Source organism: Metabacillus litoralis, from assembly GCF_003667825.1.
Taxonomy (GTDB): domain Bacteria; phylum Bacillota; class Bacilli; order Bacillales; family Bacillaceae; genus Metabacillus; species Metabacillus litoralis_B.
In genome coordinates, this window is record NZ_CP033043.1 from 65,024 (window position 1) to 91,070 (window position 26,047).

At 37.4% G+C, this 26,047-nt stretch carries 17 protein-coding genes; 16 read left to right on the forward strand and 1 reads right to left on the reverse strand.

The window, feature by feature from the left end:
• Nucleotides 1–13: 13 nt before the first annotated feature.
• The 3 genes from D9842_RS00290 (at nucleotide 14) to rpoN (ending at nucleotide 4,395) form a co-directional block, all read left to right on the forward strand.
• Nucleotides 14–1,489, forward strand: coding sequence for an aldehyde dehydrogenase family protein (locus D9842_RS00290; protein WP_257535955.1), 1,476 nt, complete (start codon nucleotides 14–16; stop codon nucleotides 1,487–1,489).
• Nucleotides 1,490–1,594: 105 nt separating this feature from the next.
• Complete coding sequence (locus D9842_RS00295; RefSeq protein ID WP_257535956.1) at nucleotides 1,595–2,947, forward strand: APC family permease; 1,353 nt, start codon at nucleotides 1,595–1,597, stop codon at nucleotides 2,945–2,947.
• A gap of 110 nt (nucleotides 2,948–3,057) precedes the next feature.
• Nucleotides 3,058–4,395 (forward strand): RNA polymerase factor sigma-54, encoded by a 1,338-nt coding sequence (gene rpoN, locus D9842_RS00300; protein ID WP_121664890.1) that lies wholly within the window; start codon nucleotides 3,058–3,060, stop codon nucleotides 4,393–4,395.
• Between the two features lie 18 nt (nucleotides 4,396–4,413).
• Here rpoN and D9842_RS00305 read toward each other — a convergent pair whose 3' ends face one another.
• The gene (locus D9842_RS00305) at nucleotides 4,414–5,832 is read right to left on the reverse strand and encodes a sigma-54 interaction domain-containing protein (protein ID WP_121660757.1); all 1,419 of its coding nucleotides are present in this window, start codon (nucleotides 5,830–5,832) and stop codon (nucleotides 4,414–4,416) included.
• A gap of 223 nt (nucleotides 5,833–6,055) precedes the next feature.
• Here D9842_RS00305 and D9842_RS00310 point away from each other — a divergent pair, with 223 nt between their 5' ends.
• The 13 genes from D9842_RS00310 to D9842_RS00380 all read left to right on the forward strand — a co-directional run bounded on the left by D9842_RS00310 (nucleotide 6,056) and on the right by D9842_RS00380 (nucleotide 25,896).
• Complete coding sequence (locus D9842_RS00310; protein WP_121664891.1) at nucleotides 6,056–7,369, forward strand: aminotransferase family protein; 1,314 nt, start codon at nucleotides 6,056–6,058, stop codon at nucleotides 7,367–7,369.
• A gap of 11 nt (nucleotides 7,370–7,380) precedes the next feature.
• Nucleotides 7,381–8,802 (forward strand): aldehyde dehydrogenase family protein, encoded by a 1,422-nt coding sequence (locus D9842_RS00315; RefSeq protein WP_121660758.1) that lies wholly within the window; start codon nucleotides 7,381–7,383, stop codon nucleotides 8,800–8,802.
• Between the two features lie 132 nt (nucleotides 8,803–8,934).
• Nucleotides 8,935–10,326 carry an APC family permease gene (locus D9842_RS00320; protein WP_121660759.1) on the forward strand — a complete coding sequence of 464 codons (1,392 nt, stop codon included), beginning with the start codon at nucleotides 8,935–8,937 and terminating at the stop codon, nucleotides 10,324–10,326.
• Nucleotides 10,327–10,520: 194 nt separating this feature from the next.
• Entirely contained in the window at nucleotides 10,521–11,033 is a 513-nt protein-coding gene (locus D9842_RS00325; protein WP_121660760.1) for a GNAT family N-acetyltransferase, read from the forward strand.
• Between the two features lie 1,798 nt (nucleotides 11,034–12,831).
• The gene (locus D9842_RS00340; protein WP_121660763.1) at nucleotides 12,832–14,205 is read left to right on the forward strand and encodes a PepSY-associated TM helix domain-containing protein; all 1,374 of its coding nucleotides are present in this window, start codon (nucleotides 12,832–12,834) and stop codon (nucleotides 14,203–14,205) included.
• Nucleotides 14,198–14,707 (forward strand): FixH family protein, encoded by a 510-nt coding sequence (locus D9842_RS00345; RefSeq protein ID WP_257535957.1) that lies wholly within the window; start codon nucleotides 14,198–14,200, stop codon nucleotides 14,705–14,707. Before D9842_RS00340 ends, D9842_RS00345 begins: the two co-directional genes overlap by 8 nt.
• Nucleotides 14,708–15,560: 853 nt before the next feature.
• Nucleotides 15,561–19,355 carry an S-layer protein gene (locus D9842_RS00350; protein ID WP_257535958.1) on the forward strand — a complete coding sequence of 1,265 codons (3,795 nt, stop codon included), beginning with the start codon at nucleotides 15,561–15,563 and terminating at the stop codon, nucleotides 19,353–19,355.
• 170 nt (nucleotides 19,356–19,525) lie between these two features.
• Nucleotides 19,526–21,001 (forward strand): potassium/proton antiporter, encoded by a 1,476-nt coding sequence (locus D9842_RS00355; RefSeq protein WP_121660764.1) that lies wholly within the window; start codon nucleotides 19,526–19,528, stop codon nucleotides 20,999–21,001.
• A gap of 56 nt (nucleotides 21,002–21,057) precedes the next feature.
• Nucleotides 21,058–22,182, forward strand: coding sequence for a LacI family DNA-binding transcriptional regulator (locus D9842_RS00360; protein ID WP_121660765.1), 1,125 nt, complete (start codon nucleotides 21,058–21,060; stop codon nucleotides 22,180–22,182).
• Nucleotides 22,183–22,207: 25 nt separating this feature from the next.
• Nucleotides 22,208–23,158 (forward strand): sugar kinase, encoded by a 951-nt coding sequence (locus D9842_RS00365; protein WP_121660766.1) that lies wholly within the window; start codon nucleotides 22,208–22,210, stop codon nucleotides 23,156–23,158.
• 68 nt (nucleotides 23,159–23,226) lie between these two features.
• A complete protein-coding gene (locus D9842_RS00370; protein ID WP_218975610.1) occupies nucleotides 23,227–23,874 on the forward strand; it encodes a bifunctional 4-hydroxy-2-oxoglutarate aldolase/2-dehydro-3-deoxy-phosphogluconate aldolase in 648 nt (215 codons plus the stop codon).
• A gap of 100 nt (nucleotides 23,875–23,974) precedes the next feature.
• A complete protein-coding gene (uxuA, locus tag D9842_RS00375; RefSeq protein ID WP_121660768.1) occupies nucleotides 23,975–25,045 on the forward strand; it encodes a mannonate dehydratase in 1,071 nt (356 codons plus the stop codon).
• Nucleotides 25,046–25,047: 2 nt separating this feature from the next.
• Nucleotides 25,048–25,896 carry an SDR family oxidoreductase gene (locus tag D9842_RS00380; RefSeq protein WP_121660769.1) on the forward strand — a complete coding sequence of 283 codons (849 nt, stop codon included), beginning with the start codon at nucleotides 25,048–25,050 and terminating at the stop codon, nucleotides 25,894–25,896.
• Nucleotides 25,897–26,047 lie beyond the last annotated feature (151 nt).

Below are 26,047 nucleotides of genomic sequence, written 5' to 3' on the forward strand. Positions count from 1 at the left end.
CTAACTAGGAGGTTTGGAAGTGATTCAACTTCATCCAGATGTTATTACCTTTTTACAAGGACCTAAACAATTATTTATTAATGGAGAATGGAAGAATTCAGTAGAAGGAAGAACCTTTGAGACAATCAATCCTGCTACAGAAGAAATTCTTGCTGAGGTTTATGAAGCGGGGCCAAGAGATGTTGATTTGGCTGTTGAAGCTGCGGCTGAAGCGTTTGAAAATGGTGAATGGACTAAGATTAGTTCTTATGAGCGTTCAAAGTTAATGAATAGGTTAGCAGATCTAATGGAACGTGATATGGAAATACTAGCTCAATTAGATACGCTAGATAATGGTAAGTCTATCAATGAAATGTTATCAGCTGATTTACCAAATGCGATCGAAAATTTAAGATACTTTGCTGGTTGGACAAATAAAAATTACGGTGAAACAATTCCTGTGTCTGGAGAATTTTTAAACTATACAAGACACGAAGCAGTTGGAGTTGTTGGGCAAATCATTCCTTGGAATTTTCCGATCATGATGGCAATGTGGAAAATAGCTCCAGCTCTTGCAACTGGTTGTACAATTATTCTTAAACCAGCTGAGCAAACTCCGCTTTCGGCTATTTATCTTGGGAAGCTAATAGAGGAGGCTTGCTTTCCTAAAGGTGTTATTAATATCATAAATGGGTTTGGGAAAATTGCTGGTGAGGCGTTAGTTCGTCATCCAAAAGTTAATAAAATTGCGTTCACAGGCTCTACACCTGTTGGTCAGAGAATCATGAAGATCGCGGCAGACACGTTAAAGCGTGTAACGTTAGAACTTGGTGGGAAATCTCCAAACATCATCTTACCTGATGCAGATTTAGACAAAGCCATTCCAGGAGTGTTTTCAGGTATTATGGTTAATCAAGGACAGGTTTGCTGTGCTGGATCAAGAGTTTTCATCCCGAGGAATATGTACAAAGAAGTAACCGATAAATTAGTAGACTATGCAAACAGAGTTAAATTAGGAAATGGGTTAGATGAATCAACAACGATGGGACCATTAGTTTCTAAAAGACAGCAAGAAATCGTCACTTCTTATATTCAAAAGGGAGTAGAAGAAGGAGCTCATTTACTAGTAGGTGGGAAAACAAGAGAATCTGGTTATTATGTTACTCCTACCGTGTTTACAGAGGTTGAGGATCATATGACAATTGCGAAAGAGGAGATTTTTGGACCAGTTGTTGTTGCAATGCCTTATGATGATCTCGAAGAAGTAATTGAAAGAGCAAATGCTTCTTCATATGGTTTAGCAGCAGGAGTTTGGACTGAAAATGTAAAACATGCTCATAAAGTAGCAAATCTATTAAAAGCAGGTACTGTCTGGGTGAATTGTTATAATATTACGAACGCAGCAGTTCCATTCGGTGGCTATAAGGAATCTGGATTTGGTAGAGAAATGGGTTCATATGCTCTTTCTAATTATACTGAGGTTAAGAGTGTTTGGATTAATCTTGAATAAACTAGAATATTCCCGCCGCTTAGGCGGGCTATTAATCAAGTACTTTTAACATAGAAAGTTGTTAACTTGCTAGAGAAAAAACATAGTAGGAAGGGTGTTTTTAAATTGGATGTAAAAGAAAATAATAATGGTCAGCTTCGAAGACAATTGAAATTAATACATGTGATCGCAATTGGGATTGCCTATATGTCTCCTTTTGCTGTTTTTGATACATTTGGAATTGCTTCGGATGCATCCGGAGGGTATGTTCCAGCTTCATATTTAGTTGTATTTACTGCCATTCTATTTACTGCTCTAAGCTATGGTAAATTAGTAAAAATGTTCCCAATATCAGGTTCTGTTTATACTTATACCAGAAAAATTATGAACCCATACATTGGAGTCCTTGTAGGCTGGGTGACTTTTATTGCCTATCTTGCTTTGCCAATGATTAATGCATTACTAGCCAATATTTATTTGTCATCTGGATTCCCAACTATTCCTGAAGCGGTTTGGGTGATCGGTTTAATAGCTGTTATAACGATTTTTAATATTTTCGGGGTGAAAATTACAGCATCTATTAATATATTGCTTGTTATTTTTCAATTTTTAGTTGGGGCCATTTTTATTTATTTAAATATTAGAACGATTAATAGTGATGGAGCTCATCAATTTATTACACTACAATCTCTATTTCCTGCAAACATGGAAATGTCACCATTACTTGCTGGGGCTGCTTTACTAGCGCTATCTTTTATCGGATTTGATGCAATCACAACTCTCTCAGAAGAAACGATTAATCCAAGAAAAAATATTCCGAAAGCAATCTTAATCGTTGCTACTATAGGTGGGGTGTTTTTCTTCACAGTTACTTACTTTATGCAGTCACTTTTTCCTGATGTTTCTGTCTTTCAAGATATCGAAGGTGCTTCACCAGAAATCGCCTATATAATAGGAGGAAATTTCTTTTTATCACTTTTCATTAGTGGGGCATTAGTTTCGGTATTTGCATCAGGATTAGCGGCTCAATTAAGTGCATCACGTTTATTATTTGCTATGGGAAGAGACAAGGTTATTCCTAAGTCTTTCTTTGGATACATTTCCCCAAAACAAAACACACCTGTACTAAATATTATTCTAGTAGGTATTCTAGCGTTGTCTGCTTTATTTTTAGATTTAGAAACAGCAACCTCTTTAATTAATTTCGGGGCTTTTACCGCTTTTTCGTTTGTTAATTTATGTGTCATTATCTCGTTTTTAAAAACAAAACAAGCACGAACAGCTGGTAACATAATAAGTAATATCATTGCACCTTGTTTAGGTTTAATTTTTATCATTTATCTTTGGATCAATTTAGATCTTTTCTCTATCATCATCGGATTAATCTGGACAGGACTTGGTATTATCTATTTAGCCTTTACAACAAATTTATTTAAAAGCCCGCCACCTGAGATTAAGTTTGAGGAACTTGATATGTAATAAGGTATTATAAAAAACATGGTTAGATCTTCTAACAATCTCCCTGTTTTTTCCTGTGATGATCGTTACAATGAACTCATCTTAAAGTAAAACAGGTGAGTATAATGCAAATGAGTGCAGGACTTTTTCAACAACAAGTAACAAGTTTAACGATGACTCAAGGGCTGGCACAGGCGATTTCATTGCTGCAATTTTCGACGGTGGAGCTAACAGATTTTATCCAAGAAAGGTCATTAGAGAATCCCTTACTTGAAATGGAAGATCATGACTCGAAGGATATTTTTGTAGATCGCGATTTTAAAAGAAACACAACGATTCGTTATGAAGAGCAAGATAAACAACTATCTCCCCTGGATTTTCTCACTGGGGAAGGAGAGAGCCTCCAAGAACATCTCATTCGCCAAATAAGTCTTCTGAATCTAAGTGAGCGTATGAAGAAGCAGGTACGATATTTTATTTATCATGTAAATGAAAATGGCTATTTTACTGAAGATGTAGAGGAGCTTTGTTTAGACTTAAAGATAACCTCAACCGAGGGGGAACAACTTTTATCTCTGCTTCAAAGCTTAGATCCCGTTGGTGTGGGAGCTCGTAATCTACAGGAATGTTTATTGTTGCAACTAAAAAGAAGTCCGGAAAAAAATGAACTTGCTGAAATGATTGTTGCCGAGTACTTAGAGGATTTTGCTAAGAAAAGATGGAAGATTATCTCAAACAAACTATCAATCTCTTTAGAAGAAATCCAAAAGGTTCATGATGTCATCCAACAATTACAGCCAAGACCAGGAAGTTCTTTTAGCCTTGATGTTCCAGAGTATATTGCTGCTGATGTTTCGGTGCTTGAGGTGGATGGAGAATTAGTGGTTTCGGTAAATGATGAGCTGATTCCAAAGATACAATTTCAAGAACAATATAAATCTTTGTTAAAAGATAAAGAAATAAATTCATATGTAAAAGAAAAATATCAAGAACTGCAATGGCTAATTAAAAGTGTTAACCACAGGCAGTTAACACTGTACCGTGTTGCTAAAGCAATTGTTGAAAAACAAAGAGACTTTTTTTATAAAGGCTCAGAAGCATTAAAGCCTCTTAGTTTAAAAGACATTGCAGAGGATTTGGAAGTGCACGAATCAACGGTAAGCCGGATCACATCCAATAAATATATGGAAACACCACAAGGAATTTTTGAATTAAAGTATTTCTTTACTCATTCACTCTATACTAGTTCTACTGCTAGTAGTACAACTGCTTCACATATAAAAAAGGTGATGAAGCAAGTGATTGATCAAGAAAATAAATTAAAGCCATTATCAGATCAAAAGATTGTACACATCCTTGCAGAAGAACATTCGATTGAGCTTTCGAGAAGAGTGATTGCGAAGTACCGAGATGAACTAAACATTCCTTCCTCATCAAAACGAAAGAGATTTGCTGAAGAAGTTGGATAATGAAGAAGAACGAAGGAGCTATTTCCTTCGTTCTTCTTTCATATTTATAGAGTATTGTTTTAATTTCCGAACAATAGAAGGCTGGCTGATTCCGAGGTATTCAGCCATTTCATAAGTTGTTTTGCAGCGTTCCATTGCTTTATATAGCAATCTTTTTTCTACCTGTTCAACAGCTTCTTTTAAGTTATGCCCTTCATCGATATGGTAGTCAATAAATGGTAGTATTGCAGATTCGGATAGATGTTCTTTTTTAATAGGAGCTGGTAAATGTTCAGGATAAATGATGTCCTCATCAGTTGTTAGCATAACTCGTTCTAATATATTTTCCAACTCACGAACATTTCCCGGCCATTCATATTGTATAAATAAGTCATACGTTGTTGTATGTAGTTTTTTTGATAACTGATATTTTTCATTAATACCTTTAACATAATGTTGAAGTAAAATCGGGATATCTTCTTTTCTCTCACGTAAAGGAGGAATATGAAGTGGAATAATATTAATTCGATAAAATAAGTCTAAACGGAATTCTCCTTTTTCAACCATAGACTCAATATCTTGGTTTGTCGCAGCAATTAAGCGGAAATTGATGTGTCTTTCCTCTTTTCCTCCAACTCTCATCACTTTTTTCTCCTGCAGAACACGTAGTAGCTTTGCTTGAACACTTAAAGGCAATTCCCCGATTTCATCTAAGAAAAGTGTGCCATCTTTTGCTTGCTCAATCAGTCCTTGTTTTCCTTGTTTATTTGCACCTGTAAAAGAGCCGGACTCATAGCCAAACATTTCTGATTCGAACAATGTTTCAGGAATTGTACTACAGTTTACCTCGATAAAAGGTTCATCTTTTCTAGTGCTGTTTGCATGTAGCATCCTGGCAAACGTACTTTTTCCTACACCTGAAGGTCCTAAAAGAAGTACAGTTGCATCTGTTTTTGATACACGATAAATGGTTTTAACAATTTGCTCAATAGATTGACTGCGAAACAATATTCCATATTGCTCAGCATCTTTTTCACGAAGCTCCTCGACCTCGGTTTGATAGCTAACGAGCTTTGTTTGTAATCTCTTATATTCTTCCTGTAGATTCAAAATTTCGGTTTGATCTTGGCTATAGCTAATGACGCACACGATGTTACCTTGTTCGTCGAAAATAGGAAAACCTGTAGCCATAACCACTTTGTCCGTTTTGGTATGCTGTAAAATTTGGCAAGTTTTCTTATTTTCTAGAACCATTGCATGAATAGAAGGAGATAAAATGCCTTCTTTTTGGAGCTGATAAACAGATTTTCCAAGGTATTGATCAGCCTTAATTCCATAGATTGACCAATGATTTGGATTAGACCGAAGTATAACTCCCTGATGATCTGTAATCGTAATATTGTTGTTGGAGGTTTCGATAATTTTATCTAACACCATATTGAGTATGTGCTTTTCCATACATCCTCCCTAGATTTATGTAAGATATTGATTCATTTATGAATTAAAATGTTTAGTTGATTTGAATATAAATCAATTTTAACATATTTGATTTGAAAATGAATCAAAATGATGAAAGTTACCTTATCAAATCAAAGGGGAAAGTTGGCACGAAACTTGCAATAGAGAAAAGAAAGTATAGATTTTATTAGAGGAGTTGTTAGTCGTGATTGATACAAACAAAATGGAAGAATTAACGGAATTAGATAAGAAACATTTTTTACATCCAACTTCACCGATCGGACAGCAGCAAAAAGAAGGTCCATCGTTCATTTTTACAGAGGGCAACGGAGTTTTTCTAACAGATATGAAGGGAAACAAGCTAATAGATGGAATGTCTTCTTTATGGAATGTTAATATCGGGCACGGCCGTGAGGAAATTAGTGAAGTTGCGAAGGAGCAAATGAAAAAATTAGCTTTTAGCTCTTGTTTTGCAACATTCAGTAATGAGCCGGCAATTCGTTTAGCAGCAAAACTGGCTGAGATTGCACCAGGAAACTTATCAACAACATTCTTCACATCAGGTGGATCGGAATCAAATGATACGGCTTATAAGCTTGCTCGTCATTATTGGGTTTTAAAAGGTAAGCCGAATAAACAAAAAATAATTTCTAGAACAAAGTCATACCATGGAGTTTCAATGGGGGCTACAAGTGCGACAGGACTAAAACCATTTCGGGATTTCACTACATCAATAGCTCCCGATTTTCATTATGTTGATCATTTTTCAACAGAATCACTGCGAAGCTTAATTGAACAAGAAGGACCTGAAACCGTTGCAGCATTTATTGCTGAGCCAGTTCAGGGAGCGGGTGGAGTTCACATTGCCCCAGATGGATACTTCCAGGAAGTTCGTGAAATTTGTGATGAATACGATATTCTCTTTATCACTGATGAAGTTATTACAGGATTTGGCCGTACTGGAACATATTTTGGTATCGATCATTATGGCGTAACACCTGATATGATGTGTTTTGCAAAAGGTGTAACAAGCGGATATGCTCAATTAGGCGGGGTTATGATCTCTGAGACATTACACAAGGAATTTAAAGAACTATCGACTGGGACGTTGCTTCATGGCTATACGTACAGTGGTCATGCAATGGCCTGTGCCGTTGCACTTAAAAATATCGAAATTATTGAGCGTGAAAATTTGATTGAAAATGCAGCAGTAATGGGTCAAGAGATGCTTAAAGGCTTTCAATCAGTACAGGAAAAACATAGCATAATTGGTGAAGTTCGAGCGTTAGGCTTAATGGGTGCTATTGAAATCGTAAAAGATAAGCAAACAAACGAACGTTTTGCATCACCATTAGCACCTCAACTTGTTAATGAAGCAGCGAAAAGAGGACTCATTCTTCGATCTGTTGTGTTTGATGGTCAAGATACACTTGTTTTTGCCCCACCGCTAATCATGACAAAAGAGGATATTACATCCCTCATTTCCATCCTAGACGAAACGTTTACGTCAGTAACAAAGGATGCTGTAAAAGGATAAGGAGGATATAAATGAAAAAACAATTATTTATTAATGGAGAATGGATTGGAACAGAGTCTTATAAAGATTTACTTTCTCCTTACAATAATGAAAAAATTGCTGAAATTGCTTCCGCAACTGAGGAAGATGTTGATAAAGCAATTGCTGCGGCTTATCAAACAAATGAAATCATGGCTGAAATGCCGGCACATCAGCGGGCTTCTATTTTAGAAAAGGTGGCAAATCTCATTGAAGAGCGTGCAGACGAAGCGGCCAAAATCATTTCTGCTGAAGCTGCAAAACCATATAAAACCGCACTTAGTGAAGTGAGTCGTACCGTTGCAACCTATAAATTTTCAGCAGAGGAAGCGAAACGCATTCATGGAGAAACAATCCCTCTTGATGCAGCTGTTGGTGGAGAAAATCGAATCGCTTATACAGTTCGTGAGCCGATCGGTGTGATTGGTGCGATTACACCATTTAATTTCCCAATGAATTTGGTTGCACATAAAGTAGGTCCAGCGATTGCATCAGGAAACACAGTGGTGTTAAAACCAGCAGAACAAACACCACTATCTTCCTTATTTTTAGCAGATATTTTTAAAGAAGCTGGTTTACCTGATGGTGCTTTAAATATTGTCACTGGTAAGGGGTCTGTTGTTGGAGAAAAAATCGTCAAAGATGATCGAGTGAAAAAAATATCGTTCACTGGAAGTCCTGCGGTCGGAATTGGTATTCGTAATAAAGCAGGCTTAAAACGAGTGACATTGGAGCTTGGTTCAAATGCAGCTGTTATTATTGATCAAGGTATTGATCTTGATAAAATCATTGACCGCTGTGTGATGGGGGCTTTTTCTTTCCAAGGCCAGGTTTGTATTTCATTGCAGCGTGTTTATATTCATGAATCATTGTATGAGCAGTTTGTAGAGAAAATGGTGGCAGCAACTAAGCAACTCAAAATAGGAGATCCACTTGATCCTAACACAGATGTTTCAGCATTAATTAGTCCACGTGATGTTGATCGTGCTCTAGCTTGGATTGAAGAAGCGAAGCAAGGAGGAGCAAAGGTATTAACTGGCGGAGCTGCTGAAGGAAATGTCTTGCAGCCAACGATTCTAACAGATGTTGATGCTAAGCTAAAAGTTTCGTGTCAAGAGGTGTTTGCACCGATCGTTCTTATTAACAAAGTAAGCTCTGTTGAAGAGGCCATTAGCAATGTGAACGATTCACAATACGGATTACAGGCCGGAATTTATACAGATAATATTCATACCGCTCTCATGGCAACGAAAAAGCTACATGTTGGAGGAGTTATGGTCAATGATATCCCAACATTCCGTGTTGATCATATGCCATATGGTGGTGTAAAAGAGAGCGGAGTTGGGCGCGAAGGGGTAAAATTTGCGATTGAGGAAATGACTGAGCAGAAGTTAGTTGTTTTTAATCAGGCATAAAATGATTAATGAGCTTAATGCCCACTGGAATTTGGGCATTAAGCTATACATAAGAGAAACTAGATTGTGAGTTACGGCTAAATATACCATTTTAAAATGCAGAAAAGTACATAGATTGAGAGGATGAAGGAGATGAAACAAGAAAAAGAGCTGAAAAAGGTTTTAACAAAGGTTGATGTCTTATTTTTAGCCATTGGTGCGATGCTCGGTTGGGGATGGGTTGTACTTTCTGGAAATTGGATCGTATCTGCAGGTTCCGCAGGAGCAATCATAGCATTTGTTATAGGGGGATTACTCGTAACCTTTGTCGGGCTGACCTATGCTGAACTCGCATCTGCCATGCCTGCAGTAGGAGGAGAGCATCATTATGTTGAGAGGGCAATGGGAAGCAAAGCTGCGTTTATTGCTTCGTGGGCAATTACATTAGGATATGTTTCAGTCGTAACATTTGAGGCTGTTGCCCTACCAACTGTTATAGATTATTTACTTCCAAACTATCAGGTTGGTTACTTATGGACAATAGGTGGATGGGATGTTTATCTGACCTGGGTATTAATTGGATCTGTTGGGGCGATATTGCTTACAGCCCTTAATTATTTTGGTTTAAAGCCAGCAGCATTTATGCAGGTTGTTTTAACAGTTTTTATTGTTGGGATTGGGATATTACTTGTATTTGGAGCAGGGACAAATGGAGACTCACAAAACCTTCAGCCGCTTTTCACCGGTGGAGTGGGCGGAATCATGACAGTGCTGATCATGGTACCATTTCTTTTTGTAGGATTTGATGTTATTCCACAAGTTGCTGAAGAAGCGAATATTCCTGCAAAAGATATTGGGAAGATTCTTATTTTTTCTGTAGGTTGTGCGGTTGTTTTCTACTTGGCTATTGCCTTTGGCGTGTCTATGGCGCTTGATCATGAGGCATTAAGTATCTCACAATTAGCAACTGCTGATGCAATGGCAGCTGTATTTGGATCTAAAATTTTCGCAAATATCTTAATATTCGGAGGAATCTGCGGGATTGTTACTAGCTGGAATGCATTTATTATCGGAGGCAGCCGTATTATTTATGCTATGGCAAACTCAGGAATGCTGCCTGCTTGGTTTGGATATTTGCATCCAAAACATAAAACACCTTCAAATGCAGTCATCTTTCTTGGTGCTTTAGCAACATTAGCACCATTATTAGGAAGACCGGCACTCGTGTGGATTGTTGATGCTGGGGGACTTGGTATCGTTGTTGCCTACTTTTTAGTGGCTTTATCCTTTATTATTTTGCGTAAAAAAGAGCCAAACATGGACCGCCCATTTAAGGCTGGCAAGCAAAATGCAGTGGGGTGGATTGCTCTCTTTTTAAGCTTAGGATTTATTTTATTATACATGCCGGGAATGCCTGCTGCACTCATTTGGCCCTATGAATGGGTGATGGTCGCTGGTTGGATTTTAATAGGGGCATATTTCTATTATCATATGAATAAGGGGAAATATGAGGTTGTTGAAAATAAGGAAACGAAAAATATATGAAATAATTGATCTCTACAATTAAGTTTAAGTCTCTGAAACCTTCCCTGCCCAATAGTGGCTCGTGGAGTTTAGAGACTTTTTTTCATGTATCTAAATAATATAGATGTGATGAAAAATAAGCTGTTGTTTAACATGCTATATTGTTTATAATATGTAACAGTATGAAAAGTCTCTAAAAAGGGGAAATCAGTGAAATGACTAAACATCCTAACTATAAAATGAATAAACTTCTAGAAGGAAACTATTCCTCTGTAATAGACTTTGTTATGAAAATGAGAAAAGAGCTTTTTCCTATGTTAGATCATGAAATGCTTCCTCAAGATCTTCTCCATTTTGAAAACTGTTATATTCAACCTGATCATGCTGCTTTTTTTACGGTTGTTACTGAAGATAGAATCATAGGATCCATAGGTGTAATACCCTACGATGGTCGTTTTCATCAACTAAGTGAAACTTATCCTCTTACGAAAGCAGCTGAAATTGTAAAATGCTATATTGATCCAGATTATCGAAGGTACGGTATTGGTACAGAATTATCTACTATTGCAACTAGTTTTAGTCGTGATGCTGGTTATCAATCATTATATCTACATACTCACCCGTTCCTGCCTGGTGCGATTCCTTTTTGGAAATCTCAAGGTTACAAAGAGATACTAGCCGAGGATGATCCAGTATGGCAGACACTTCATATGGTAAAAACATTATAGGTTTTTGAGAAAAGCTTTTCTAATACTATCACCCAATGAGAAAGGAGTTGTTGTAGCAACTCCTTTGAGCATGCAGTCAAAATATGTCTCGATAATGGCAGAATCGGGACAGAAAAAAGGGTGAACAGCCAAAGTGTGTCTCGATAGTGGCAGAATCGGGACAGAAAAAAGAGCGAGCAGCCAAAATATGTCTCGATAGAGGCAGAATTGGGACAGAAAAAAGAGCGAGCAGTCAAAATGTGTCTCGAAAGTGGCAGAATCGGGACAGAAAAAAGAGCGAGCAGTCAAAATATGTCTCGAAAGTGGCAGAATCGGGACAGAAAAAAGAGTGAGCAGTGAAAGTGTGTCTCGATAGTTGGGGAATCGGGACAGAAAAAAGAGCGAGCAGCCAAAATGTGTCTCGATAGTAGCAGAATCGGGACAGAAAAAAGAGCGAGCAGTCAAAATATGTCTCAATAGTGGCAGAATCGGGACAGAAAAAAGGGTGAACAGCCAAAGTGTGTCTCGATAGTAGCAGAATCGGGACAGAAAAAAGAGCGAGCAGTCAAAATGTGTCTCGATAGTGGCAGAATCGGGACAGGAAAAAGAGTGAGCAGTGAAAGTGTGTCTCGATAGTGGCAGAATCGGGACAGAAAAAAGAGCGAGCAGTGAAAGTGTGTCTCGATAGTTGGGGAATCGGGACAGAAAAAAGAGCGAGCAGTCAAAATATGTCTCAATAGTGGCAGAATCGGGACAGAAAAAAGGGTGAACAGCCAAAGTGTGTCTCGATAGTAGCAGAATCGGGACAGAAAAAAGAGCGAGCAGTCAAAATATGTCTCAATAGTGGCAGAATCGGGACAGAAAAAAGAGTGAGCAGTGAAAGTGTGTCTCGATAGTGGCAGAATCGGGACAGAAAAAAGAGCGAGCAGTGAAAGTGTGTCTCGATAGTTGGGGAATCGGGACAGAAAAAAGAGCGAGCAGTCAAAATATGTCTCAATAGTGGCAGAATCGGGACAGAAAAAAGGGTGAACAGCCAAAGTGTGTCTCGATAGTAGCAGAATCGGGACAGAAAAAAGAGCGAGCAGTGAAAGTGTGTCTCGATATTGGCAGAATCGGGACAGAAAAAAGAGCGAGCAGCCAAAGTGTGTCTCGATAGTAGCAGAATCGGGACAGAAAAAAGAGCGAGCAGTCAAAATATGTCTCAATAGTGGCAGAATCGGGACAGAAAAAAGTGCATGCAGTCAAAATATGTCTCGATAGTGGCAGAATCGGGACAGAAAATAGGGTGAACAGCCAAAATGTGTCTAGATAGAGGCAGAATCGGGACAGAAAAAAGAGCGAGCAGCCAAAATATGTCTCGATAGTGGCAGAATCGGGACAGAAAAAAGGGTGAACAGCCAAAGTGTGTCTCGATAGTGGCAGAATCGGGACAGAAAAAAGGGTGAACAGCCAAAGTGTGTCTCGATAGTTGGGGAATCGGGACAGAAAAAAGAGCGAGCAGCCAAAGTGTGTCTCGATAGTGGCAGAATCGGGACAGGAAAAAGAGTGAGCAGTGAAAGTGTGTCTCGATAGTGGCGGAATCGGGACAGAAAAAAGAGCGAGCAGTCAAAATATGTCTCGATAGTGGCAGAATCGGGACAGAAAAAAGGGCGAGCAGCCAAAGTGTGTCTCGATAGTGAAAGGAGTTGTTGTAGCAACTCCTTTTTCTATGGGGAAAAATAGATGCAAAAAAGATAAAAACTTCATTCTTTCCACACAATTTGCCGTTATTCTTTCTTTAGACTAATGAATCATTCAAGAATAAGAAGGAGTTTTTTTAATGGAAGCAGTCCCAATTAAAACAAAGAAGCAAACGATAAAGAAGACAAATCCATCCCTTTACAAGACTGTTTGGCGATGGCATTTTTATGCGGGGATTATTTTTGCCCCTTTTCTAATGATATTAGCAATTACAGGAGCCGTTTATTTATTTAAACCACAGATTGAACAACTGCTCTATCAGGAATATTATGAGGTAAATCCACAAGGTGAAAAAATTTCAGCAACACAGCAAATTGAGACAGTTAAAAATGAGTATCCTGACGCTGTTGTGAGTAAATATCGTCCAGGTGAAAGTGATTCAAGATCAAGTGAAGTAACGATTTCATCTAATAATGAAACTTTGACAGTGTTTGTTAATCCTTACACTGCAGAGGTAATCGGAGAGTTAAATAGTGAAGACAGGATCATGAATAAAATTGAGGAGATTCATGGTGAGTTAATGGTAGGTACAATCGGTGACCGAATAGTTGAGTTAGCTGCTTGCTGGGCAATTGTTCTTATTGTAACTGGACTTTATTTATGGTTTCCAAAAAAGAAGCAAGATTTATCAGGAGTATTGATCCCTAGATTAAACAAAGGGAAAAAGATTTTCCGAAGAGACTTACATGTAGTTCCAGCTTTTTGGGTAACAGCAGGGATGTTATTTTTAATTTTAACAGGCTTACCATGGTCAGGATTCTGGGGTACTAACTTCCAAACCATTGCAACAAATGCTGGGACGGGCTACCCACCTTCTGTTTGGGTTGGGAGTGCTCCAACATCAATCGTTCAAACAAAGGATGTAGCAGATGTTCCATGGGCCGCAGAAACCTTGGATGTACCAAAATCTGATCTGCAAGGCTTTATTCCACTCCAAATCGACGATGTTGTTGACATTGCAAATCGTGAAGGAATGCATCCAACTTATACAATTAATATCCCAAGTGATAAAGAAGGGGTATATACGTTGTCAGCCTTTCCTCCAAGAGCTCAGGATGAAGCAACAATTCATGTTGATCAATACTCAGGAGCAGTTCTAGCCGATTATCGTTATGACCACTATGGTTTTGTCGGTAAGATGGTTGCGCTAGGAGTCACCTTGCATAAAGGTACTCAATTTGGTTTTCTGAACCAGCTATTAAGTCTTTTCATTTGTTTAGGTATTATTCTTGTTGTGGCAAGCGGGATTTACCTATGGTTGAAGCGTAAGCCTAAAAAGGAAATGGGTACACCAACATCAACACGAATGTTCAAGATGGGACCATTTTTCGTGTTAATAATTGGATTAAGTATTTTGTTCCCACTTGTTGGCTTATCCATCATCGCCGTATGGATCATTGACTTGCTTATCATTCAAAGAATACCTGTTGTGAAGAGGTTTTTAAATGCGTAATTTGACAAGTAAGGGTGTTGTGACCGTGAAGAAATTTAAAGCTATACTTCTGCTCTCTTTTATGTTGTTGATACTCAGTGCCTGTTCACTGGAGCTTAAACAAGATGTTGCGAAGCAGTATAAAGAAGAAGAGCCCTTGATGGCCGATATTATCATACCAGATTCTCTTTCAACAAATCGCGATACACCATTTCAGGTTGTCCTTACTCAAGGTGAAGAAAAAGTAGACTCAGCAGACTATGTTCACTTTGAAATATGGAAGCAAGATGGTTCTGTAAAATTTGAAATGGAGCAAGCTGAAGAGGTAGGAAATGGAACGTTTCAGTTAAGTAAAAAACTAGAGAGTGAAGGGTTGTACTTTATTAAAGTACATGCGAGTAGTGGCGATTCAATTATTATGCCTCAAAAACAGTTTATTGTAGGGGAGCTTTCGGAAAGTGAGCTGGAGTTTCTTCAGGAAGGTGCTGTAGTAGAGGATGGTGATGGGGAGCATCATCATTAGTTAGTAGGTTAGAAGAGCTTTCATTCCTGGTTGGTGGAATTGAAGCTTTTTTTGTTGTTTTTGTTTGGATGAAGACTATTGTGCAGGTGGATTGATAGGGAGATGGTCTTCATAGAGTGGATGAAGACCATTGCGGGGTTGATTTGTCCTGGAGATGGTCTTCATAGAGTGGATGAAGACCGTTGTGGAGAAGATTTGTCCTGGAGATGGTTTTCATAAAGTGTATGAAGACCGTTATGGAGAAGATTTGTCATGGAGATGGTCTTCATAGAGTGTATGAAGACCGTTGTGGAGAAGATTTGGCCTGGAGATGGTTTTCATAGAATGGATGAAGACCATCGTGGAGTAGAATTGTCATAGAGATGGTTTTCATAGAATAGATGAAGACCATTTGCAGTAGAATTGGCCCGGGAACTGGTCTACATAAAGTAGATGAAGACCCTTGTGAAGTTGATCCGTTGGTAAGAATCGGGTTGTACTTACTAAAAGAATGTAAAAAAAACACTAAATCAAGTAAAGATAGTGTCATTAAAAACAAACAATTATGTGAAATAATGAAAACGCTAACATGTTTACACAACTCCCAGGGATCTTACCTCTAAAAAGGTTAGAACTGTTATTGGAAATCAAACTCCAATACAGCTAACATATCCATCTCACATAAAAGGAGGGATCAAAAAGGGTTTCATTAAAAAAGTCCATCATATCTCCTACTCTTACCTCTACTAATTTCTACTAGTGATAGCATACATAAACAGCTTCGATGGTCTAAAAATAATGAAACTATTTTTCTTCTAATGAAGGAGAAGCTAGATTATTACTCCCATTCCATTTCAGAAAGGAGTCATGAATTTTGAGGAGAAAAACAGTTAAAAAACTTGTAGGGGTATCTTGTATTGCCTCTATGCTTTTAGGTTCAGTGGTATTTATGAATAATAATGAAGCTAAAGCAGAAGAGATCACTAAAACAATTACAATTGATGGAACAAAGGTAGATGAACATAACCGATTTAAAGGATTTGGAACCGTTACAGCGAATAATACATCTCGTTTAATGTTAGATTACAAGGAAGAGCATCCTAAAGAATACTGGGAAATAATGAATAAGCTTTTTAATAAAGACACTGGAGCTGGTTTGGCACATGTGAAGGTAGAGTTAGGTGGAGATGTGAATTCTTCATCCGGAACTGAGCCGGCCACAATGAGATATGAGGATGAGCCTGCTAATGTTCTAAGAGGGGCAGGGTTTCAATTTGCTGCTGATGCAAAATCGATTAACGAAGATATTACAGTTGAAATTTTGCGTTGGGGGGAGCCGCGCTTTTCTTGGAATGGCGCTTCAAAAGGAGATTACGAAAATCGATATCAATGGTATAAACAAACGATTGATGCTGTGTATGAAGAATATGGCTTTAAGTTAGATTATGTGGGTATCTCTCAAAATGAACGTGCACAAAATAACAATGGAAAAATTGAGCTGGAGTGGCTTAAATACTTTACTTCAAAAATAAAAGAAGAGCCGAACTACGAAAGTGACTATCAGCATATTAAACTAGTTGCTGCAGATGGTTATCGTGATACATCGACAATAAGTTCTACATTGCTTGAGCATCAAGATTTGATCGAAGAAATTGATGTCATTAGTTCTCATTATGGTTTAACTGGATCAAATGAACTCACACAATTGCAAAATAAACTGATTGCTGATGGAAAGAAACCTAAGGAAGTTTGGGTTTCTGAGGGTATTGCTCCGATGATTAATGCTCGATATCGTGAAAATATGGAGCCACACTATAAGGGGCTTGGAGGTAAGGCTGGAATTATTGATGTTACATCACGAATCATTTCAGTCTATTCATGGACAGGGGCAACGAATAACCCACTAAATGCGGTTTCATTTGATTTTCAGCCGTCGGTTGCAGCATTTTATGAAGGTTCTCAGTATAATCCAAAACATCTCATTAGTGCATACGATCCTTGGTCAGGCTTTTATGAGATTGATGGAGGGTTACAAGGAGTACGTCACGTGATGAATTTTGTAGGATATGATGACCATTCTACACCTGAAAACGAGCGCTGGATGTATGTGAAGGATGCGACATTTAGTGACGGTAACTTTTTTGATGGAGGAGTAGACGTTGACACTAGTACTCATAACTATTTAACGTTAAAAGATCCAGAATCAGACGATTATACAACAGTGTTTGCAAATAACACGAAAGAAACTCGCAAATATAAAATAAAGGCTCAGAATTTAAATGGAAAAGAAGATGCACCGATTTATGTTTGGGAAACACGAGGAGCAGATGAAGGACAAAATTATGATGATAATTGGTTTAAGCTTATCAATACTATCACTCCAAAGGATGGAGAATATGAAATTGAGGTTAAACCTTATTCAATCGTAACTATTTCAACTTTAGACAAGAAATCAGAAGTGAAAGATTTTGAATATGAATCAGAGCCTGTTGATGTTTCAAAAGACACAATTTTACCTTTACCTTACAAGGATGATTTTGAATATAATAACTATCCTGTTGATGAAAAAGGCAGAAGTTATGTTGAGCGTCGCGGAGGAACACCAAGATACACAACAGATCAAATTGGAGCTTTTGAAGTAGTTCAAAAAGCAACAAAACAAAAAACGAGTGGAAGTGCTGAACGTGTTGATTTGAATATTCCAGATAGCAAAAAACATGGTAATATGCTTCAACAGATGATGACACCTGAGACGATCGGAGCAGATTGGGCAGTTTGGGGTGGTAGAGACGGTACAGCATCAACTAGTAATCCAAATACGACGATAGGTGATCATCGTTGGGTTAACTATAAAGTTTCTTATGACTTTTTACTAGATACTCATACACCTGAAGAAGAAGGTAGAAGTAATTATGCGCTTATAGGTGTGCGTCAAGTAAAAGCTGGTGGAGCAGATTCACATGCACCTTATAATGCACGCGTTTTTTCTGATGGTCGTTATGAAATTCTGAAGCTTGGCAAAGTTGAAAAAAGTGGAACGATTGAGAACTTCAATAATAAAGAGTGGCATAATCTAGCGTTTGAAGCAAAGGAAAACGTGTTTACACTTTATTTAGATGGAGCTGAAATTGACTCGTACACAGACGAAGATTATACAGTAATGGCTGGTAGAGTGGCGTTAGGTTCTGGTTATTATGAAACATTAATTGATAATTTACGTGTTGATCCAATAAAAGGATATACGTATCAATCAGATAAATATGACAGTGCACAAGGCAAGGTGTACGATTCAGAGGAGGAAGCTTTAAACAATTCCGATTCATTGAATCCGATTGGATATGTTGGTGACTGGAACTATACCCAAGCTGGATTTGCTCATTTTAACCGGACACAAATGACAGCACGTACAGATATTCCGGTTTGGAATGGGGTAACAGTAGGCTTCGGAGATTCGACAAGTGATCAAGGAACATTAAACAAGGTATTTTATTCAGGAAGTTGGTCATCAAACAGTTCCAACACTTGGGGATCAAATGGTGCTTCCTTTGAAATCGCATTTAAGGGTACTGAAATAAGGCTGTTTGGTGTGACTAACCCATCAAATGGAACAGCAGATATTTACCTTGATGGAGAGCTAGTAGGAGAAGCAAATTATTTAAACAACAGCTCCATTACGCAAATGGTTTGGTCTGCTGAGAATCTTGAGGATAAAGAGCACACACTTAAAGTTGTTTCTAAAGATAAATATACTAGTTTTACAAAAGCTGAAATTACGACAACGGATCCTGTATTAGCAGTTAAAAACATGGGACCAACTGAGATAATTAAAATATCAGATGAAGCAGAAATTGGAAATAACGAAAATACGGTTTATGCCTTTAGAAAAAATGCTGCTTGGGGATCTAACAGTACGAATGCATGGGCGAATTTCGACGATGATCCTTATATCTTAATCAATTTTACGGGATCAGGTATTGACTATCTTGCAGGCACAGCTGAAAAGTCACTTTATAATTTTGAGCTTGATGGAGTGGATGTCGGTGATTTTGCTGTCGATCTTAAAACGGGTGTAAGGTATTCTGTAAGAGGACTTGAAGAAAAACCACACACGTTGAAAGTATCATTAAAAGATAATGAGCGAAAAGACACGTACATGGATTACAGAGGAGTGAATATATACAGCACTCCTGAAGCGAATAGCGCAAAAAGTAGTATGATCTTTGATTTTGAAGGTTCAGGCTTTAACTTATTTGGTGCTACTCCAGATGCTTTAATCGATGTTTATATCGATGATCTTCTGATTGAAGAAAATTTCAGAATTTATGCAAAGGGAGACAGACTAAACTCTTATCACATTAGAGGCCTTAAAGATACTAAGCATACGGCAAGAATTGTTGTTAAAGGCGGCACATTTACCCTAGACGGAATTGATGTTATTAAAGGGAAAAATAAAGTGGAAGTAGATAAGGAAGAATTGCAGAAATTGTATGATACACATAAAGATAAAAACCATAAAGATTACACAAAGGAAAGCTGGAAAGTATTTCATAAGGCATTACAAACCGCAAAAGAAGCATTGAAAAATCCACAATCTACATTAGAAAAAGTAGTTGCAGCACAGATTGCCTTAGAAGCGGCAGTAGAGGGATTAGTTGAGCTTGAAAAGTAAATAGTATAATTTGAAAAGCCTGGAATCTTCTCGGATGATTCCAGGCTTTTTGTTATGTCTATGCTAATATGTTTTATAGTCAACAGCGTCATTCATGTTTTTTATGGGGCAAAATATTATAATAAAGATATTGTACTTTAACGATTCACACCAAAGAGAGGAGTTAGGTTTTGGAGCATATAAATATAGAATACTTTATTTTTTTCACGGCAGTATTATTAATTCTAGGAGTACTAACAACTAAGTTTTCAACAAGATTAGGTGTTCCTGCTCTTGTTCTTTTCTTAATGGTTGGAATGATTATGGGAAGTGATGGGCTAGGTCTTATTCATTTTGATAATCCTGAGCTAACACAATTAATCGGGATATTTGCTTTAGTTGTCATTTTGTTTGAGGGTGGATTACAAACAAAATGGTCATCAGTTAAATCAGTAACAGTCCCATCGCTATCTCTTGCCACAATTGGTGTTTTGCTTACGACGATTGTTGTGGCAGTGGCGGCAAAATTAATCTTTGATGTAACCTGGCTTGAAGGATTTTTATTTGGAGCGATCGTTGGTTCAACAGATGCTGCAGCAATATTTGCCGTATTAAAGGGACAAAATATACGTGACAGATTAAGTTCAACACTTGAAGCAGAATCTGGAACAAATGACCCTATGGCTGTATTTCTAACTTTATCAATAATTGAATTAATGACAGTTGATAACCCATCCTATTTGTTATTAATTGGTTCTTTTATCTGGCAAATGGGTGCTGGATTACTTCTTGGGCTACTTTTTGGTAAATTTGCAGGGTTTGCAATCAATAAAATCAATTTAGATTCAAGTGGTCTTTATCCAATCTTTGCCTTGGCCTTTTCGTTATTAACATATAGCTTAACTGACATCATTGGTGCAAGTGGACTTTTAGCTGTTTATATTGCAGCACTTGTGATTGGAAACGGAGACCTGACTTATCGCCACTCGATCTTTAGGTTCAACGAAGGTTTTGCATGGATGATGCAAATCTTAATGTTTATCATTTTAGGGTTATTAGTTTTTCCATCACAAATTTTTAATACCTATATTATCTTTAAAGGTCTTCTACTGGCCATTATATTAATTTTTATCGCTCGACCTGTAGCAGTTTTTCTCTCGACAATAAAATTAGGATTTACGAATAAGGAGAAGGTGTTTCTTTCCTGGGCAGGCTTAAAAGGTGCAGTTCCTATTGTGCTTGCAACGTTCCCAATGACGATGGGACTAGAAGACAGTCAGCTATTCTTTAATGTTGTCTTCTTTGTTGTTTTAACATCCGCCTTAATACAAGGCTCTACTATTTCATTGATCGCCAGCAAATTAGGGCTGAATGGTCCTAAAAAAGTAGAGGCCCCACATTCATTGGAACTTGTTTCAATTGGGAAAGCAAATGCAGAAATTGTTGAGTTTGAAGTAAGTGAAACGTCCATTATCACAAATAAGCTGTTAAAGGATATTAAGTTTCCTAAAGAGGTACTTATCAATGCCATCATTAGGGATGGAGATTTGGTTACGCCTTATGGAGAGACAAAAATACAGGCGGGTGATTTTCTTTATATTCTGGTTTCAAAAAGAAGGGAAAAAGAATTAACAAGCTTTTTAAATAGAAGCGTGGAAAATGAGTAGGAATTCGGAGGTGTAGACTAAAAATCTACACCTTTTGTGAATAAAATAATTTCTTGATGGCTGAATATAAATGTCGTATAATTCAAATTAGTAAGAAACTAAACCGGTTTAGTAAATCGGTTTATAAAAACGAAATAAGGTTATTTATTTTTATCGATTTAGTATTGGAGAGAATTATGAAAGCAATCACGATTTCTGATGTTGCAAAACAAGCAAATGTATCAAAAAGTACTGTTTCTCAGTATTTAAACAAACGCTATGATTATATGAGTGAAAAAACGAAAGAACGAATCAGTCAAGCAATTGAGGAGTTAGGTTATCAGCCGAACATCGTCGCCAGAAGCTTAAAGCAAAAGTCCACCTCAACAATAGGTGTGATTGTGGCAAATATTCTGCATGCGTTTTCAACTCAAGTTATACGAGCAATTGAAGATATATGTAACGAACAGGGATTTCACATCATTGTTTGCAATGCTGATGATGAACCAGAAAAGGAAAAGAACTACATTGAAATGCTAACTGCAAAGCAGGTGGATGGTCTTATTATTTTTCCAACAGGCGGAAATATCGATCTTTATAAAAGGATGATGAAAAAGAATGTTCCACTTGTGTTTTTTGATCGAGTTGTTGAGGATATCGAGGCATCTACAATCATGCTAAATAATGAAAGTGCTACCAAAATGGCAGTAGAGCATTTAGTTGAAAAAGGATATAAACGAATCGGAATCATGACAACATCTATATCAAGAAATGTTACACCACGGATTGAGCGAATAAAAGGATATAAAAAAGCATTACAAGAAAACAATTTAGATAGTAATGAAGACTATATTCGTACTCTGGATCTTCATCATATTCAAGATGGATTAAAGCAAATGCTATCTCTGGATTTCCCACCACAAGCTATTATTGCTGGGAATGATTTAACTCTCATGGAAATCTTAAAGTTTACAAAGGAAAATAATATATCGATTCCTGAAGATTTAGCCCTTATCGGTATTGATGATGTTTCATTTGCTAGTTTTTTCACCCCAGAATTAACAACAATTGCTCAGCCGACATTTGAGATGGGGAAAAGAGCTGCAGAGCTACTATTAAATAAAATTAAGGATCCAGACTATCAAGAAGAAACGAAAGTACATCGTTTTGAACCTGAGCTTATGATAAGAAATTCGTGCTAATCAAAATCAAAGGAGTGAATAAGTAATGAAAGATATTATTACAATCGGTGATGCGATGATTACGATGAATCCAAGTGCAAAGGGGCCAATGCGTTTTGTTCATACATTTGAACGAAATGTTGGAGGAGCAGAACTCAACTTTGCAATTGGTTGTGCAAGACTTGGTTTACAGACAGGATGGATTAGTCGATTAGGTAATGACGAGTTTGGTCGCTATATTCAACACTTTGTTCGTGGAGAGGGAATTGATACTTCACAAGTAAAGCTTGTTGATGGTTACCCAACTTCCGTTAATTTTAAAGAGGTGCTAGAGGATGGATCAGGGAGAACATTTTATTACCGTATGAAATCTCCAACTTTAACGCTAACACCTGAAAGTTTAACAGATTCCTATTTTGAGAATACAAGGGTGCTTCATATTACGGGAGTATTTCCAGCAATAGATGAGAAAAACGTGGACATTATAAAACGCTCCATTACCTTAGCAAAACAACATAATCTGCTTATTTCATTTGATCCAAATATCCGTTTAAAGCTTTGGAGTAAAGAAAGAGCAAAAGAGGTTTTAACAGAGATTCTTCCTTTTGTTGATATTTTCTTAACAGGTATTGAAGAAGCTGAACTATTGTTAGGGACAACGGATGAAAATGAGATTATTGAAAAAGCAATAGCTATGGGTATGTCTTATGTAGCCATTAAAAAGGGTGATCAAGGCTCGATTGGTTACCATAATGGAAAAACAGTAGAATCTCCACCTGTTCCTCCAAAAAAGGTTGTTGATACAGTAGGTGCTGGTGATGGTTTTGATGCAGGCTTTGTTTATGGAGTTCTACAAAAATGGTCATTAGAAAAAATTCTTCATTTTGCAAATACAGTTGGTTCAATGGTTGTTGGTGTTTCGGGAGATAATGAAGGACTGCCTTATTTGGAAGACATTCAAATTAGATTAGGTGAAAAGGATTTTATTGAGAGATAAGTATTCAAGAATAAAATATAAATATGTTAGGAGGAAGTTACGATACAATCGTAACAAAAAAACGTATGATAAAAAAACTTGATATCCTAAATAGAATCGTAGAATCAGGTGTTGTAGCCGTTGTTCGCGCAGAAAACGAATCAGAAGCAGTAAGCATTTCTAATGCATGTATAGAAGGAGGAATTAAGGCGATTGAAGTGACATTGACTGTTCCTGGAGCAACAGATGTTATCAAATCCTTAAAAGAGAAATTTCATTCAGATGAATTGATTCTTGGTGCAGGAAGTGTGCTAGATAGTGAGACTGCTAGAATTGCTATTTTGGCAGGGGCCGAGTACATTGTTAGTCCATGCTTTGATAAAGATACGGCAATGCTTTGTAATAGATATCAAATTCCATACATGCCTGGTTGTATGACCATTACTGAAATAAAAACAGCTATGGAATATGGAGCAGATGTTGTCAAATTGTTCCCTGGCAATACATTCGATCCTTCTATTATTAAATCAATCAAGGGACCAATCCCTCAAGCATCTGTAATGCCAACTGGTGGGGTAAACCTTCAAAACGCAGATCAGTGGATCAAAAATGGGGCTGTTGCGATTGGTATTGGTAGTGATTTATCAAAGCCTGCTAAAACAGGAAACTTTGTTGAAGTAACAAAACTGGCAAAGCAATATTGTGAGATTGTAAGAGAAGCTAGAAATAGTTTATAACTATTATTAATTGTAAAAGAAAATAAATGAAAAAGCTCATGGAAACCAAAACATTTTCCCTTGCTTGAAAAAGTTCAGGCAATTATGGAGGTTAGTTAAAGTGAGAATGACATTTAGATGGTATGGTGAGGGAAATGACAGCATTACTCTCAAGCAAATCAAGCAAATTCCTGGGGTAGAGGGAATTGTGTGGGCACTTCATGATGTTCCAGCAGGTGAAGAGTGGCCAATGGACAAAATCAACGAAGTGAAAAAACAAGCAGATGACTACGGACTGAATATAGATGTTGTTGAAAGTGTAAATGTTCATGAAGATATTAAACTAGGATTACCTACAAGAGACAAATATATTGAAAACTATAAAAGAACGATTGAGAAGTTGGCATCCGTTGGCGTAAAAGTCATATGCTACAATTTCATGCCAGTTTTTGACTGGACGAGAACTGAATTATTTAAAGAAATGGAAGACGGTTCAACGGCTCTCTTCTATGAAAAAGCAAAAGTTGTTGGTATGGACCCAAATGAATTAGTTGAAAATATTTCTAAAAACTCTACCTTTACAATGCCTGGCTGGGAGCAAGAAAGATTATCTCGATTAAAAGAACTTTTTGAAGCATATAAAGGAGTTACTCAAGAAGATTTATTTGAACATCTATCATATTTTCTTAAAGAAGTAATTCCTGTTGCAGAGGAAAATGGAATAAGAATGGGTATACATCCGGATGATCCACCATGGCCTATTTTCGGATTACCTAGAATTGTTTGTAATAAAGAAAATATTAAGCGTATTTTGGATGTTGTAGATAGTAAATCTAATGGTGTAACACTATGTAGTGGTTCACTTGGAGCAAACCCATCCAATAATATTGCAGAGATGGTTCGTGAATTTGCAGATCGCATTCCGTTTGCACATATTCGAAATGTAAAAGTCTATGAAAATGGAGACTTTATTGAAACCTCCCATCGAACATTTGATGGTTCAGTTGATATTTATGAAGTTGTTAAAGCATACCACGAAATAGGATTTGATGGTTATGCTAGACCAGATCATGGTAGACATATCTGGGATGAAAAATGTAGGCCGGGTTATGGCTTATACGATAGGGCATTAGGTATCATGTACCTCTGGGGAATTTGGGATTCATTAGAAAGAGCACACAGGAGGAACTAATGATGCTACCGATTCATGATCAATTAAAAGGCAGAGTAGCTGTTGTCACAGGCGGAAGTGGTGTTTTGTGTAGCTCAATGGCAAAAGAACTTGCAAGGCAAGGAGTTAAAGTTGCGATTCTAAACAGAACTGCTGAAAAAGGTGAAAGAGTCGCTCGCGAAATTAGAGAACTCGGTGGAGAAGCGATATCTATTTCATGTAATGTACTCGATGGTGAAAGCGTGAAACAAGCAGAAGAAATCGTATCAAAAGAACTTGGTATTTGTGACATTCTTATAAATGGAGCAGGGGGAAACCATCCTAGTGGTACGACCACGAACGAAACATTAAACCAGGATGACCTTAATAAGGAAGGTCTGCAAACATTTTTTGATTTAACAAAAGAGGGCTTTGGCTTTGTTTTTGATTTAAACATTGTTGGCACATTACTTCCTACGCAAATTTTCGCAAAGAAGATGGTGAATCGTAAAGGTGCAGTCATCATCAATATGTCTTCGATGAGCGCACCATCACCAATGACAAAAGTTCCCGCTTACAGTGCTGCTAAAGCAGCAATCGTCAACTTTACACAATGGCTTGCCGTACATATGGCTGATGCAGGTATTCGTGTGAATGCCATAGCACCCGGATTCTTTCTAACTGAACAAAATAAAAAACTACTGAAAAATGAAGATGGTAGCTTAACTGAACGTTCTGAGAAAATTATTGCACACACCCCAATGCGAAGATTTGGTAAACCAGAAGACTTACTAGGAACACTGCTATGGCTAGTGGATGAAACCACTGCTGGCTTTGTAACAGGAATTACAGTTCCAGTTGATGGTGGATTTATGTCTTATTCTGGAGTTTAGGTTTTTGATAGAAGCTTCTATTATTAAGATAACTAATAAGAAGACGTTTTTCTTTAAGAGTATGTAAAGTTCAGTTTTCGAGTACAAAAACTTAATTAGTAACAAAAAGATGCAGCCGGATTCGCAACTGAATGGACTGCATCTTTTTGTT

Excerpts from the sequence above, each read along its gene's own strand:
- D9842_RS00305 (WP_121660757.1), bottom strand. The coding sequence starts at position 5,832 with ATGGAAAAGCACATACTCAATATGGTGTTAGATAAAATTATCGAAACC.
- D9842_RS00365 (WP_121660766.1), top strand. The coding sequence starts at position 22,208 with ATGAAAGATATTATTACAATCGGTGATGCGATGATTACGATGAATCCA.
- D9842_RS00310 (WP_121664891.1), top strand. The coding sequence starts at position 6,056 with ATGGAAGAATTAACGGAATTAGATAAGAAACATTTTTTACATCCAACT.
- rpoN (WP_121664890.1), top strand. The coding sequence starts at position 3,058 with ATGAGTGCAGGACTTTTTCAACAACAAGTAACAAGTTTAACGATGACT.
- D9842_RS00320 (WP_121660759.1), top strand. The coding sequence starts at position 8,935 with ATGAAACAAGAAAAAGAGCTGAAAAAGGTTTTAACAAAGGTTGATGTC.
- D9842_RS00315 (WP_121660758.1), top strand. The coding sequence starts at position 7,381 with ATGAAAAAACAATTATTTATTAATGGAGAATGGATTGGAACAGAGTCT.
- D9842_RS00340 (WP_121660763.1), top strand. The coding sequence starts at position 12,832 with ATGGAAGCAGTCCCAATTAAAACAAAGAAGCAAACGATAAAGAAGACA.
- D9842_RS00380 (WP_121660769.1), top strand. The coding sequence starts at position 25,048 with ATGCTACCGATTCATGATCAATTAAAAGGCAGAGTAGCTGTTGTCACA.
- D9842_RS00345 (WP_257535957.1), top strand. The coding sequence starts at position 14,198 with ATGCGTAATTTGACAAGTAAGGGTGTTGTGACCGTGAAGAAATTTAAA.
- D9842_RS00325 (WP_121660760.1), top strand. The coding sequence starts at position 10,521 with ATGACTAAACATCCTAACTATAAAATGAATAAACTTCTAGAAGGAAAC.
- D9842_RS00360 (WP_121660765.1), top strand. The coding sequence starts at position 21,058 with ATGGCTGAATATAAATGTCGTATAATTCAAATTAGTAAGAAACTAAAC.